Source organism: Microcoleus sp. D3_18a_C4 (assembly GCF_036702415.1).
In the GTDB taxonomy this organism is placed as follows: domain Bacteria; phylum Cyanobacteriota; class Cyanobacteriia; order Cyanobacteriales; family Microcoleaceae; genus Microcoleus.
On sequence record NZ_JAUBTI010000033.1, the window covers coordinates 152 to 14,515 of the forward strand.

Genomic DNA, 14,364 nt, shown 5'->3' on the forward strand with positions numbered 1-14,364 from the left:
CAATGTTTTGCCGATCGCACCCACAAATACTCCCAATCCAGCGCCGGTACCCAATGTTTTGCCGATCGCACCCACAAATACTCCCAATCCAGCGCCGGTACCCAATGTTTTGCCGATCGCACCCACAATTACTCCCAATCCAGTGGTTGCGCCTGCTGCTGCGCCGATAAATCTCGCACCGATACCGACACAGGTGCTCGCAGCCAACCAGCCTCCCAGCACAAATCGTTTATTTTCGCCCAGCTTGCAAGAGCAAAACCAGATATCTAATTCCTTGCAACAGCGCAATTCACCTCCCGCGTCTGCGAATCTTGACGCTTCCAAGTTGCCACCTAACCTCGGCGCTGTTATTTTTCCCGTCGAGGATAGATTTACCAGCGAGTTTGTCGATTACCTAAATTTGCCATCAACAAATGCGATCGCCACCCTAGAAGATGCCCAAAATACCCTTCGTGGCGTCCAACAAGCCACAGGCATCAAACCAGCTCTCATTTATATCAGCTTTGTACCCAGGGGTTCTACAGTCGATCGGCCTTACAGCAGTTCCCCCGTTTTGCGCGTAGAACAGCAAATTCAAGCCTCTGACGAACTGGAAATGATGGTGATCGCCCCGGAAGGCGTGCCCGTTCGCCAGCGCATCTCTGGAACCTCTCGCGCCGAGGTAATGGAAGCTGTTCGGAGATTTCGTACTGAACTGACTAATCCGGTAAAGCGCAATACTAAAAGTTATTTGCCATTGGCTCAGCAGCTCTACCAGTGGATGGTAGCGCCGCTCGAAGCAGAACTGCAAGCTAAAGGCATTGAGAATTTATCTTTTATCTCAGATATGGGGTTGCGATCGATACCGATGGGTGCCCTGCACGACGGCAAAGGCTTTCTGGTAGAGCGTTACAGTGTGGGATCGATGCCGAGTCTCAGTTTGACGGATACCAGCGCCACCAATTTTAAAAATACCCAAGTTCTGGCAATGGGGGCGTCGCAATTTCCAGAGATGAGTCCTTTACCTGCGGTGGAAATAGAAGTATCGACAATCACGCCGCAGCAGTGGCCGGGCAAGTCTTTCTTGAACGAAGCTTTCACCCTGGCTAATTTGAAATCGCAGCGCCAGCAGTATCCTTTTGGGATGATTCACTTGGCTACTCACGCCGAATTTCGATCGGGAGAGCCCAGCCAATCCTTTATTCAGTTGTGGGATACTAAATTGCGTTTGGATCAGTTGCGGCAAATGAATTGGCACAGCCCGCAAGTTGAAATGTTAGTTTTGAGTGCTTGCAAGACTGCTGTGGGCGATCGAGAGGCCGAGTTGGGCTTTGGCGGGTTAGCCGTGCAAGCCGGGGTTAAATCAGCTATGGCGACTCTTTGGTATGTCAGCGACGAGGGCAGTTTGGGGTTGATGACGGAGTTTTACGGGCAGTTAAAAACTGCTCCGATTAAAACAGAAGCACTGCGGCAAGCGCAATTAGCGATGTTGCGGGGAGAAGTGCGAATTGAAGGGGGGATGCTGCACACTTCTGTTGGCAATCTGCCGTTACCCCCGGAATTGGCAAACACGACGACTCAGAATTTCTCTCATCCTTATTATTGGTCTGCTTTTAGAATGATTGGCAATCCTTGGTAATAAGGTTTGTTTTAGTCGATCGACTGTTTGACTTTGCGGGCGATCGACTGTTAGCAAATTTTGCGCTATAACTGTCGCATAATCTTCGAGCGACAGTATTATAGTATTATAAAAATCTTGACTTATCGGGAGCGGGAGTATGAGCATTGTTCCACGCGGCATGACAGTCACTGAGGCTTATCGGCTTTATCGGTCAGGTAACTTATTGGTGAACAGAAAGTATCAAAGAAAATTAATTTGGTCGATTGACGAAAAAGAAAACCTGATGGGAAGCATTTTAAAGGGATACCCAATTCCTTTAATTCTATTAGCTGAACGTCCTTTAATTCATGGAAGTGGCAAGTATGAAATCATAGATGGTATGCAGCGACTTAATGCTATTTGTGGTTTTATTGAAAATTTGTTTTCATTTAATAACCGGTATTTCGATCTTAACGAGTTCTCCTATGCTAAACAATTAGCTGATGAGCAAGTATTTGATACTGTAGAAAATTTTGATACTTTATCTAGAACAGAATGTGCGGACATTTTAGATTATCAGCTTGCAGTAACTATCTATAGCGCAATGGCTGAAAGCGACATAACAGAGGTTTTTGGTAGAATAAATTCCGGTGGTAAACATTTAAGTAATCAAGAGAAACGACAAGCAGGTGTAACCACACCATTTGCAGAAGTGGTTCGTACAATTGCTATGAAGTTGCGCGGGGATGATAGTCCGAAAACGCTTCGCCTATTTGATATGCCGCAGGTTAGTATTGATTCCAAACCAAATAATCAAGGGTATGGGATTCAAGCAGAAGACACTTTGTGGTGCAAGCAAGGAATTCTTACAATATCTCAACTGCGTGACAGTAACGATGAAGATACGATCGCAGATATTTCAGCATCGATATTACTTAATGAACCCCTCCCAAGAAGCAGAGAGAGGCTAGATAATCTGTACGATAAAGAGAGTAGTTACTTCCAGTCAATAGAGAATGCTCTTGCCATTTATGGCTCAAATAGACTAGAAGAAAATATTGTAAAAACTTTCTCTCTTCTGGCAGAAAGTATTGAAACATATAGCCAGGGTAACAAGTGCTTGGTAAATATCGTAAACTCAGGCAGTAGTAATCCAATTCCCCAGGCATTTTATACAATTTTCATGGCTTTTTTTGAATTAGTAATTGAATCAGAGCTTCTACCTGCTAATCCTCAAGGGATTATGGAGGCACTCAAAAATCTTCAAAATAAGTTAGATCTAAGCCATCGCTATGCAAAGATACAAGATCGTAGAAATAATATTAATCAAACCAAGGGATTGATACAAGACTACTTCGCAAAGCAAGATTCATCAACTTCGGGATACGGTGCAGAGTTGATACAAAATTTCAAAAATTCCTTACTTCGTTCTCGTATAGAAACTGCCAAGTACGAGTGCAAGCAAGGTTTCCTCGATCTGTCACCAACAAGTAGAAAACTAAATGATGGTTTACCCCAGAGACTTGTTGAGACAATTTGCGGAATTGCCAACTCCGATCCCGACACTGATGGATATATTTTCATTGGAGTAGCTGACAAAAAGGAAGATGCCGAAAAAATTAAAATTTTAGATGCAATTAATCCTATTGAAATCAATGATAGATATGTTGTAGGAATTGATAGAGAAGCTAAGTTTTTAGGTAAAACACTAGAGGATCATGTTGGGATATTAATTAATGCAATCAAAAAATCTGCTTTGACTGACACCTTAAAGACTCAGGTCCTGATGAAAATTGATACTATATTCTACAAGGGATTCTCTGTGATTATCATTAATATTCCATCTCAAAAAGCTATGTCATTTGTGGGTAAAAAAGCTTTTTTTAGAGAGAATTCTTCAACGGTAGAAGCTGAAGGACCAAAAGTACTTGCTGTTTCTGAACGTTTCAAAAAAAGTAGTTGACGAAGATTAGAAAAGTCCGATCGCCCAAAACATCTACCACCATCATCAATCCGCTTCTAATCCGCCGGAATCATCCCCGATCGCACCCTGAACATCCTCTCAGCAACGGCGGATGCACCAAAAGAACCCTAAAACCCAAGAAGTAGAGGGGGGGTACGTTTGATGTGTTGGTGCGCGTAAATGGCGCGATCGCCCCCCTCAAGTGCAATTCCTAACCTCGTATCAATCTCCCTGCGGCAAATTCTCCAGCCAAACCTCTAAATCCTCGATCGACTGAAAATCTAACAATTCCTCTGCTAGAGTTTCAATTTGCTCGATCGACAAATCAGCAATTCTAGTCGTGATAGATTCCGGTAATGTTCCAACTCGCCGATTTAACAGACGTAAAATCAAGACTCTTCCTTCTTGTTCGCGGCCTTGCACAATGCCTTGCACAATGCCTTGTTCAATGCCTTGTTCGATGCCTTCTTCCTTTGCTTCCCGATAAAACCGAGTTTCCTCAAGCGTAATCCCTAACATCGCCTCTGCCTCCCTTCGGTTCAAATTTGTAAACTTGTAAACCAGTATCGTCGTCAGCATCTCTATTATGGCGCGACTCGCTGCCTCAGATTCCTCCCGCTGCGATCGCGCCAGCAACAATCGCGCCACTTGCGGCGTACTCGCTTCGTCGATCGTCGTCAAAGCCATCAGCGCCACCCCCAGCGGCAACTGTTCAATATCCCCCAACTCATCCAAATATACGCGATGCACCTGATTGCAGTTCAAGAGCGATCTATACGGATGCGTTTCTGATTGTTCAGTCGATCGACTCGGATAAATTACCACCGCTTCCCAATCTGTAAATCGCTGACGGTTGCGATAAAAATACAAAAACGACTCACCAAACAATCGCTCATAAAGCAATTCATCCCGCTGAAACTGCACCTCACAGAAATATACAACTCCAGGCTCAGCATCCGGTGGCAAAAACACCCCATCAATTTCAAACTTCGGTTCCTTCACCGCCACGGAGTCAAATCGATACTGTTCCGCATTCGATGGTGACTCTTCCAATAGCTCAAACAGCAGCGTCGGAGCTTCTTGAAATAACTTGTAAAATATTGAATCTCGACGCATTAACCCAACATCTCCTCTAACCTATGCAAATGCTCGAACCGTCAGTCGATTTTAGATCTTAGATTTTAGATTAGACTCGCCTTGATAAATCTGGGAGGTTGAGCTTTGGTCTAAAATTTGGGGAGTATCCACAACGATTGTCGGGGGCTTCCGTTTTTTTGCTGGTTGCAAAAACAGCAAATCGGTAATCAGCTCAATCAATTCTAAAGGATTCCAGATCGCCCCAGATCAAAAAATATCCTATATTTTCAGTCCTAGACGCACTCCCGACAAAGAAACGGGGTTTTTTACTTAATCTCTGGGTAAAAACGAAGGATTTTCCTAAAACCCGGTTTCTGGTCCCCGTGCGTAAGTCCTAATTTTGTTAATCGGCGATCGAATTTCGCCCATCAGGATTCCGTGTTTCCTTACTTGGAACTCGTCCAACCTCAAGCCCTCAGCCAGAATCAACAAGTCAGACTTGACGGGGTGACACTCGTCTGGTGGGTCAATAGTAGCTTGTTTGATGCGTCCGCGCGATCGCCCACTCGCACCTCAACAACCGCCAATCACTCATAATTGCCACAAAAATTCAAAATCTCAAACCCAAAACTGCCCAACGCCAGTACGATCGATCTAGTTAGCAAAAATAAGTAAAAACACTACCGGAGTAATTTTTATGGATCTGGTCGTACTCCAGAACTGGCTGGACAACATCTCCTTTGCCGTTTTGTTCTCCACAATGCTCATTTACTGGGTTGGCGCAGCATTCCCCGGCATTCCCTACCTGGGGGCCCTAGGAACCGCAGGAATGGGCGTCGCCAACCTATCCATCGCCGCTTTACTCGGTTCTCGATGGATAGAAGCCGGCTACTTCCCCTTAAGCAATCTCTACGAATCCCTATTTTTCCTAGTTTGGGGAATCACCGCCATCCACCTAGTCGCGGAAAACATGAGTCGTTCCCGCTTAGTAGGAGTAGCCACATCCCCCGTAGCAATGGCAATATCCGCCTTTGCAGCCCTGACTCTGCCCGCAACCATGCAATCTGCAGAGCCCCTAGTACCCGCCCTCAAATCAAACTGGCTGATGATGCACGTTAGCGTCATGATGCTCAGTTACTCAACTTTAATGGTAGGAGCCCTGCTGGCGATCGCCTTTTTAATCGTCACCCGCGGCCAAAAAATCGAACTCACCGGTAGTTCCTTCGGCACCAACAGCAACCGCAACGGCAACTACCGCCTCCAACGCCCTCAAAACCCCGAACCTCAAAATGCAGAAACCAGCGCCGACAGCGCATTAGTTTTCAGCGAACCCTCTTTCAACTCCAACAATAACGGTTTAGGCACCACCGCAGTGCTCGAATTAGCCACCGTTCAAACCGCATCAACCGCGCCAACTCAAACCGCAGAACTTCTCTCGCCCCAGCGCTTGAATCTAGCAGAAACTCTTGATAACATTAGCTATCGCATCATCGGTTTAGGATTCCCCTTACTGACAGTTGGCATTATTGCCGGTGCGGTTTGGGCTAACGAAGCTTGGGGATCGTACTGGAGTTGGGACCCGAAAGAAACTTGGGCGCTAATTACTTGGTTGGTATTTGCTGCCTACCTGCACGCCCGCATTACTCGCGGCTGGCAGGGAAGACGCCCAGCAATTTTAGCAGCCACAGGTTTTGTGGTAGTTTGGATTTGCTATCTAGGCGTTAATCTGTTAGGCAAAGGTTTACATTCCTACGGTTGGTTTTTCTAATTCCTAATCCACCAATGGGCCAAAGAAGAACAGGATAAGTCAAAGAATCGGGATTAATATCATCTCCGGTTGTAGGGTGGGCAATTCCCACCTTACTCAACCAGCGAGATTCTAATAATTAACTCCCTCTTCCTTCTTATAACTTCGGTCTTCCTCACATCCGTTACATCCGTTACATCCGTTACATAATCCGTTGCCGAACTTCATTCATTAAAATAACGACAATTAATATGGACGAATCCCCAATATTTCCCCAAGAAGATGATGTTGTGTCTGCCCCTACCAGCGCTTTGATGTATCAATGTACATTCAAAGTCAGCGAATTTATGGCCATTATGCAGGCGAAATTGGTAGACGAAAAATTATTCTCAGACGGCCTGGATTGCGAGCTATTAAGTGCTGGCAAAGACTGGACTAAAGGAAAACTTAGAATGCGTCTGGAGTTCATTCCGCTTGAACCTGAAATCAAAGAACAAAAAGCCCTTCCTGCCGCTGCCGAAAGATCGGACACCGTGCAAAACTACGCCGTAGCTAGCTCAACTCAAACCGATATAGATGAGCCATTAAATCAATGTGACTCAACAGAAATAAATAATCATTTTCCTATTTCTAGGTATCCAGACCGCGACCCCCAAAGTATAGGAATGTGGAGCTAGGAAGGCAAAGACTGAGAGATTGAGAGAGGGGGATGCTTCCCATTCTTTGCTCAAAATCAATCGGTTAAATCCCGAACGCTGCTCGTTTTCTAAGGAATGAGAATTAAATAACTTCCACTCTTGAAAGTGGGATGGGCGTCCCGCCCGTCCTTTTTGGACGGGCGGGACGCCCATCCCACAATAACAATTAAAATTGTAAGTTATTTAATTCGCGATCCTAACTTCCTGATTTTTGCTTAACCAAAAACTGCTCTCATGGCTGAATCTTCCAATTGGACGCACCTGCACGCTCAAGTTCACAGGACGCTGCTGTACCGACAAATATTGCCATCAAATCAGCGATTGCTAGTAGCAGTATCCGGCGGACAAGATTCTCTGTGTTTAATTAAATTACTGCTAGATTTGCAGCCAAAATGGGGGTGGAACCTAGCCATTGTTCACTGCGATCACCGTTGGCGTTCTGACTCGGAAGCCTCGGCGAATCATGTAGAACAATTAGCTAAAAACTGGGGAATATCCTACTATTTGGAAACAGCCTCGGACATCCCCAAAACAGAAGCCGCGGCCAGACAGTGGCGATATCAAGCTTTAACCGAAATTGCGATCGCCCACAACTACCCCTACATTGTTACAGGCCACACAGCCAGCGATCGCGCCGAAACACTCCTCTACAACCTGATTCGCGGCAGTGGCGCCGATGGACTTTCTGCCCTCACCTGGACACGACCCCTGCTCGATTTTCGATTGCCGATTTTAGATTTTCGAGTGGGGAATTCCGGCGAAAATCCCAACTCGCAAATATCTGCCGATTTTAGATTGGAAAATCAGGATGAAAATTCCCAATCGAAAATCCAAAATCTCAAATCTAAAATCTATTTAGTTCGTCCCTTGCTCGAAATAACTCGATCGCAAACAGGTCAATTTTGTCAAGAGCAAAAACTACCCATTTGGGAAGATTCCACAAATCAAGACTTGCAATATACTCGCAATCGCATTCGATCGGAATTATTGCCTTATTTGGAAACTCATTTCAACCCAAAAGCCCAACAAGCCCTAGCTCAAACAGCCGAACTCCTCCGCGCCGACGTAGAATATCTCGAACTTGCAGCCAGCGACTTGCTAGAGCGAGCAATGTCTCCAATTGCAGACAGCCCGCAGGTGAATTTTCAACTTCCCGTCAAGTTAAATCGCCCGATTTTGCGGGAAGCACCCCTGGCCTTGCAGCGACGGGCAATGCGGCAACTACTGCAACAAATATTGCCATCGGCGCCCAGTTTTGAAAGCGTAGAAAAACTAACCAGCTTAATCGTAGCGCCCAACCGATCGCAAACCGATCCATTTCCTGGAGGAGCGATCGGTCGAGTCGAACACGCTTCGATAATTTTATATCTTAAATTTTAACCTGTTATCAAACCCGAAAGGACTTGCCGCAACTCGGAAACTACCCGATTTTGCTCGTCTCCCGTCTCCTGCACCCGATCGAGTTCCCCCGCCACCGCTTCGAGCTTTTGGCGTAGCGCAGTCAAATTGTCCTGCACCGGCTGCAACATTTCTTGATAAACATTCACCCTGCCCCAGAGTTGCGCCACTGCACCTTTCTGGTTGAACAAATTCTGCTCTAACTGCTTGAGTTCGTAGCGTTTCGCTTCACTTTCCCCATTTTGGCGGTTGACATTTGCCTCAATTTGGGATACTGCTTCCCGCACCTGCTGAATTTCGTTTTCCAGTCTTTGCAATTCTTGGCTTTGCTGCTGCCGCTGAGTATTGAGCTGTGCGACAATCGGCCCCAAATCAATATTTCCTCGCTCTTGTTTTGGAGCATTAGCAGTACCCAGCCGCCGCCACAGCACCGCCTGATGCTGCTTTAAAATATCTTCCCGTTCCTGCAACCGGAGGCGCTGTCCCACCAGAGTTTCGTTTAACATCTGATAACTTTCGAGTTCATCTGCCATTTCATTTTCCAAAGCCATGCGATCGTACTCGGAAGCCGCTTGAATTTTCTCTTGCAACTCCTCGATTGTCTCCCGCTGCAGAGTCAACTCCTCCTCTTGATCGTTAACAAACCGGAACACCTTTTCCAAATCCTGTTGCAGGTGTTGCACCAGCCCCTGTAACTCATCAACAGGCATCTTCTCCAAAGCTGACACATCTACTTTCTGCTCCGTACCCGCAGTACCCGAAGCAGATGCCAGCCTGGAAACTTGCTGGTAAAGATCCTCAACAGCCCGCACCTGCAAAGACACGGACTGAGCCTGATCCTGCTTAGCGCTGAGGGTACTTTGCTGCCCTTTAAGCTCCGCCCGAGCCCCGGCCAAAGCATCTTGAGATTGGTACCACTCTTGCCAGCGGTTTTGGAGGCTCTGATTTTGTCGATCGACCTCTTCTTGTTGCTGTTGAGCTATGCTCTGTTTTTGCTCCAACTGCTGCCAGTGCTGATCCAGAATTGCCTGCTGAGCGCCCACCGCACCAAAAGACTGATTCAGTTGTTCCCGCACCCCTTGAGCCGAAGCAATTGCCCCTCCCAACTTCTGCATCAACTCCTGAATCCTCTGCGTCTGCTGCTCATCAATTACTGCCCCCTGGGGAACCTCAGACTGCTGTTGAGCCACCCGTTGCTGCTCGCCCCGCAACTGTTCCCAAGCCGTCTCTATTTCCACGCGACTGCGATCTACTTCTTCTCGCAGTCGGTTAGCTTCATCTCTAGTATTTTCAATTTCCGAGCGCTGAGCCTCCAGTCGCTCCAACTCCTCTTCCATTTGAGCCAACTGCTCTTCGCGGGCTTGCATTTCCATTTCCCGGCGATTGAGTTCCTGACTCGAGAACGTCAGAGAAGCCTTCCACTGTTCAATTTCCTCTTCCTTATCCTTAAACTTGTCCTGCAATCGCGAGAAATTTTGCAGAATGCTCACCAACTGGCGGGCCGCCTCCTGAATCCGCTGCACTTGCTTGCTAGCGCTCAACTCAACCAGCACCAGCGTGCCGTCGTTAAACTTATTAGCTTCCTCAACTGGTATCCCGTCATCGCCTGGTACGGCGCTCCAGTTATGTTCGCCCCGCTGACAAGCTAGCAGTTTCAGTTCAGCCTTACCGCCACCGAGACCAAAGCCGCTTTTCTGTTTTTGTACTTCCGCTAGATACAGCACACTAATAGTCCTCTGCTTCGTAAAACCTATCCCAACTTACTTTAAGTTACTTAAAGGCCTAAAAGATAAGTGGTGTTTACTTCCTACGCTGTTGGGTAGACGGCTAATCCCAACATAAGTAGGCTATCCCCCTTAAGCCAAAGGTTCTTTACTAAAGATAACATTGTGTGCGATCTTTAGTCAACTTACCTAAAGTAAATAAGTATACGCAAGTAAGGATAACTTTTTGCCACTTAGGTCTTACTTTTTGGTGTCGTTTGCCCAATCGGGGGATAGCATTTTTTCCTAACTATAGCAGCACTAACGCATAGCACTGCCTCACGGGAGAACTTCCAGAAAGTACGGCCGCCGCCAGTTGTCTGGAGGAATGAGAGAGCAGTACCAATGCTGCTTGATTAAAGACTACCTGTCACTGCGGAGACTGCCATAGCCCAAACCTGAAAAAGGTCAGTCCTTGAACATCCCCACGTCTAAAGCCGGGTGATTCTTGCCCACCTTCAAGACGACAACGGGACCTTCAAATATCCCTCTACTCACTCAAAGAACTTTACTTCTCCCGGAGCGCAGACTTGCTGAGTTCTTCATATTTTTAAGGTTGAACGTGACCTCTGCTGCAATTATTTGCCCTTTAACTATTCCGAATTAATCGGATTAGTGCGTTGCCGGGGTTGCTCGCCCTCTAGGATATTTCAATGGGTTGAAAGTTATTCTTACTCTGGCGAATGGCTCTGTGCCAATTATACCACTCTGGTTTTAGGAACACAATCGTTTCACGAGACTTCAAAGTCCCTACCGACTGATCCCCAAATCTAAATCCCCATGTCGTTAGCCAAGGGCTTGCCTCTGGCGTTTCGATCCAAAAGTTTGTATTGATTTTACAACGCTTTAGTTATGGGTCGATCGTCAGAAAAGCCATCGCTGCCCCCAAGCCGGCGCCGGGGTTCGGCGGACTAGGGATTTGAACCGCGCTGCCTTAGAATAGGGTAATGACGCGAGCCTATGACGGAGCCGCGGGCGAGCAAAAAGGTCGATCGGCACTGAGGGTTTTCCTGACAACTGCCAACCAAGGTTCATTTTGACTGCACCTGATTTTAGGGCTGTGGCAAACCCAAAAAAAACCTCGATCGCAACTCATCCAACCCAACAGACTAGCCTCAAGTTCCCATCGGGGATCGATCGGCACTTGCTGCTGGTAGCAGCGGTAAAACCAGAGAATCCTCGGTATTTTGAAGTTGACCTACGCCAAGATGTGTTGGATAAACTGACGTACATACTCAGCCAAAAACTTCAAAACTTTGGCATCGAAGGCTTGAATCCGTCGGGAATGCCAGCGTTGCACACTCGAAGAACCCGTGCAAGCGTGCGATGTGGATTCTACGAGTTTAGGCAATAGGCAACAGTGGGAATAGAAGGTGAAACTCTACACTTAGAGAATGCCGCGAGTTTCGCGGTTTCAGCTTGTGGACTGGTAGCGCGGCCGAGACCCGGCAGCAAGTATCGCCCTTTCGTCAATTCCCAATTGTCAGATCAGCATCAGCGCGTAAATTATTGACGGAAACTAAAGTCAATCTTTTCGCCCGCACACAGTCTTTCCGAGCTCAGACGCCAACGGTTTTAAGGAGGATACTTTAGCTGCATGCAGGGAAATTTGAGTGAAATAGACATCCGCAGCATCCTGCAATTGATTGAGTTAGGTCAGCGAACCGGAGAACTGTTCGTAGAGGCCTACACCTCCACCGGCAGCAGCACGGGTACTCAACCTACCCCGCGCTCCCTTGCAGGACAATCCTGGTATGTCTTCTGCTTCAACGGTCAGATTATTTACGCTACCCAGAGTGCGGGCAGTTTGTTTCGCTTGCGCGACTACCTGCGCCGCTACAAAGCAGATACCGCCCTCGACAAAATCCAAGTTCCCTATATGGCATCTACCAATGCCCCAGAATACGGCTACCTATGGGCCCTGCTAGAAAACCACATCCTCACCCCAGCTCAAGGGCGCAACATCATCCAGAGCATGATCCACGAAACCCTATTTGACTTGCTCAGTCTCCACCAGGGTTCCTTCACTTTTGAAATGGGCCCAGCTTTGGCTCCTCAACTGACCAGCTTAGAAATTAGCTCGCTGCTGGCCAAGATTGTCAAACAGGTGCAGCAGTGGAAGCAGTTTCACCCTCACATTCAGTCGCCCAACCAATGCCCGGTGATTTCAGACCCCTCCGAACTGCGAGTCGCGCTACCTGTCAATACCTTTAATACTCTCAGACGCTGGGCCGACGGGCACACTTCGATCCGCCAAATGGCGCGCTACCTCAACCGAGACGTGCTGACTGTCGCTAAGGCGATTTACCCATTTGTGCAGCAGGGATTGGTGCAAGTATTTTACGAACCTTCTGTTGCCCCCACCAATAACAAAAAAGAATGGTCGTCCCCAGAAACCAAGGTTCCCAGAGTTGTCTGTATTGACGACGACAATACTATTCGCAAAACAGTCGAGTCAATTTTAAATGAACACGGTTACGAAGCTACTACGATCGGCAATCCCCTCCAAGCATTGAGTTTGGTGTTTCCACTCAAACCCGATTTAATTCTGTGTGACATCGCCATGCCGGAACTCGACGGCTACGAAATTTGCGCTATGCTGCGTAGTTCTAGCGCTTTCCGGCAGACGCCGATCGTGATGCTGACGGGCATCGACGGATTTATCGACCGCGTTAAAGCCCGCATGGCCGGAGCTACAGACTTTTACACCAAACCTTTTGGTGAAAGCGAGTTATTGATGCTGGTAGAAAAATATGTGGGCCCGGGCTACCCTCGGCTCAATCTCTCGGAAAGATTATTAGACCGATCGCTAGAAGACCAATTAGAAGAAAAATAAATTTCGCACCGATGCCATGATGGGAGCTTTTTTGTTGTACCTGCGGTTAAATCGAGTCTCCGCCGCCCCAAACAGAAAGCTGGGGGTACTATTGGCGAGCGCCCCATAAACTAGAATGTATAAATCCGCGCGCTGGCATAAGCGCGTCGGTAAAACTCTGTTCAATTTCTAGACCCAAGTGGGTCTAACACGCTCAAAGTGCAAATATAATATACTTGTTCTCCACTTGCAGCCGCTCCGAAAAACTGATGTACAGAGCTACTTATGGCTAGGTATTTCTGTACAAAGTCAGAGATTCCAATTCTCAGTCTTAAGTGACTCCGTTCATGATTGTTGCGACACCAGCCATGTCAACAACTCCTCGCTAATCCGAGTATCGGTTTAGCATTCATCGCAGAAATTACCCAGAGTTTTACCAATTGAGACGGCGGTGGGAATACAAAGTGAAGCTTTAGGGGTTTCTAATTAATTGTTCGTAGTCGATTTGAGCTAACTTGCCCGCAAAGGTCGCACGAATTTATTGATGGCAGTCAATTATTGACGGAGAAAATTTATTGCCAAGGGCATCCGGCAGTCGCGCCATTCACCCCTTGGCTGTGTCAAGCTTGGCTGTGTCAAGTTTCGACCATCGAAGTTTCGATCGGGTTATTCTTGGCGGGAAACCTCAACAATTTTTGCTAGAAATGCAGGTGTCAGAATTATGATTAGCGGTAGCCCAGACTTTATATTACCAGGACTAGGCGTAGATCCGGCTCCGGAATTCCAAGAACTAGAAACTCCCGAAGGCGAGCTGCACCTGCGGTTCTACGTTCCTTCGGGGAACGAGTTCGCACTGCCGGCGACAGGGATTAGAGAGGTACTATCCCCGTCCCCAGACCGCATGACACCGATCCCCAACGTTTCCTCTTTGCTTTTAGGTACGCTAAATATGAGAGGACGAGTGATTTGGGTGGCAGACCTCGGCCAATTTCTGGGAGACCAAACACCTCTGAACACAGATAGACCCGAAATCCCGATCGTGGCTGTGGAAGACCAAGACACGATTTTGGGGCTGGCAGTCGATCGAATTGTGGGGATGGACTGGCTCGACGTAGAGCAACTGCACTCTCAGAACAATGCACCAGACGGCATGATTCCATTTCTGAGGGGAGAATGGATGTTAGGTGCACCAGCTCAGAAAGTGCTCCGACTGCTAGATCAAGTGAAAATTCTGCGCTCGGCGCGGTGGGCAGCGTGAAATCGATTTTAGATTTGCGATTTGCGATTTTCGATTGGGGTCTAACCATCAACAGTCACACGACTT

The 14,364-nt window shown here is 47.3% G+C and carries 10 protein-coding genes; 8 read left to right on the top strand and 2 right to left on the bottom strand.

Annotated elements, in window-relative coordinates:
- On the top strand, nucleotides 1–1,618 hold a 1,618-nt coding region (locus QUB16_RS16375; protein WP_333317625.1), incomplete at its 5' end, for a CHAT domain-containing protein.
- 139 nt (nucleotides 1,619–1,757) lie between these two features.
- Entirely contained in the window at nucleotides 1,758–3,542 is a 1,785-nt protein-coding gene (locus QUB16_RS16380) for a GmrSD restriction endonuclease domain-containing protein (RefSeq protein WP_333317627.1), read from the top strand.
- Between the two features lie 222 nt (nucleotides 3,543–3,764).
- Here QUB16_RS16380 and QUB16_RS16385 read toward each other — a convergent pair whose 3' ends face one another.
- Complete coding sequence (locus QUB16_RS16385; RefSeq protein ID WP_333317629.1) at nucleotides 3,765–4,658, bottom strand: Rpn family recombination-promoting nuclease/putative transposase; 894 nt, start codon at nucleotides 4,656–4,658, stop codon at nucleotides 3,765–3,767.
- 658 nt (nucleotides 4,659–5,316) lie between these two features.
- Between QUB16_RS16385 and ccsB the strand changes: the two genes are divergently transcribed.
- The 3 genes from ccsB (at nucleotide 5,317) to tilS (ending at nucleotide 8,444) form a co-directional block, all read left to right on the top strand.
- On the top strand, nucleotides 5,317–6,387 hold the full coding sequence (ccsB, locus tag QUB16_RS16390) for a c-type cytochrome biogenesis protein CcsB (protein WP_333103140.1): 1,071 nt from the start codon (nucleotides 5,317–5,319) through the stop codon (nucleotides 6,385–6,387).
- A gap of 230 nt (nucleotides 6,388–6,617) precedes the next feature.
- Nucleotides 6,618–7,043: a KGK domain-containing protein gene (locus QUB16_RS16395; RefSeq protein ID WP_333288385.1), complete on the top strand. Its 426-nt coding sequence runs from the start codon at nucleotides 6,618–6,620 to the stop codon at nucleotides 7,041–7,043.
- A 255-nt stretch (nucleotides 7,044–7,298) separates the two neighbouring features.
- Entirely contained in the window at nucleotides 7,299–8,444 is a 1,146-nt protein-coding gene (tilS, locus tag QUB16_RS16400) for a tRNA lysidine(34) synthetase TilS (protein WP_333317632.1), read from the top strand.
- On the opposite strand, the gene hmpF is transcribed toward tilS, so the two are convergent.
- A complete protein-coding gene (hmpF, locus tag QUB16_RS16405) occupies nucleotides 8,441–10,186 on the bottom strand; it encodes a pilus motility taxis protein HmpF (protein ID WP_333317634.1) in 1,746 nt (581 codons plus the stop codon). The genes tilS and hmpF overlap by 4 nt on opposite strands.
- Nucleotides 10,187–11,285: 1,099 nt before the next feature.
- Between hmpF and QUB16_RS16410 the strand changes: the two genes are divergently transcribed.
- The 3 genes from QUB16_RS16410 to QUB16_RS16420 all read left to right on the top strand — a co-directional run bounded on the left by QUB16_RS16410 (nucleotide 11,286) and on the right by QUB16_RS16420 (nucleotide 14,298).
- Complete coding sequence (locus QUB16_RS16410) at nucleotides 11,286–11,579, top strand: hypothetical protein (protein WP_333317636.1); 294 nt, start codon at nucleotides 11,286–11,288, stop codon at nucleotides 11,577–11,579.
- A gap of 243 nt (nucleotides 11,580–11,822) precedes the next feature.
- Nucleotides 11,823–13,061 (top strand): response regulator, encoded by a 1,239-nt coding sequence (locus QUB16_RS16415; protein ID WP_333163926.1) that lies wholly within the window; start codon nucleotides 11,823–11,825, stop codon nucleotides 13,059–13,061.
- A 703-nt stretch (nucleotides 13,062–13,764) separates the two neighbouring features.
- On the top strand, nucleotides 13,765–14,298 hold the full coding sequence (locus QUB16_RS16420; protein WP_039887356.1) for a chemotaxis protein CheW: 534 nt from the start codon (nucleotides 13,765–13,767) through the stop codon (nucleotides 14,296–14,298).
- The last annotated feature ends 66 nt before the right edge of the window (nucleotides 14,299–14,364 follow it).

What these genes read in the sequence shown, in the direction of transcription:
- QUB16_RS16380 (WP_333317627.1), top strand. Translation starts at nt 1,758, where the DNA reads ATGAGCATTGTTCCACGCGGCATGACAGTCACTGAGGCTTATCGGCTT.
- ccsB (WP_333103140.1), top strand. Translation starts at nt 5,317, where the DNA reads ATGGATCTGGTCGTACTCCAGAACTGGCTGGACAACATCTCCTTTGCC.
- QUB16_RS16395 (WP_333288385.1), top strand. Translation starts at nt 6,618, where the DNA reads ATGGACGAATCCCCAATATTTCCCCAAGAAGATGATGTTGTGTCTGCC.
- QUB16_RS16385 (WP_333317629.1), bottom strand. Translation starts at nt 4,658, where the DNA reads ATGCGTCGAGATTCAATATTTTACAAGTTATTTCAAGAAGCTCCGACG.
- tilS (WP_333317632.1), top strand. Translation starts at nt 7,299, where the DNA reads ATGGCTGAATCTTCCAATTGGACGCACCTGCACGCTCAAGTTCACAGG.
- QUB16_RS16415 (WP_333163926.1), top strand. Translation starts at nt 11,823, where the DNA reads ATGCAGGGAAATTTGAGTGAAATAGACATCCGCAGCATCCTGCAATTG.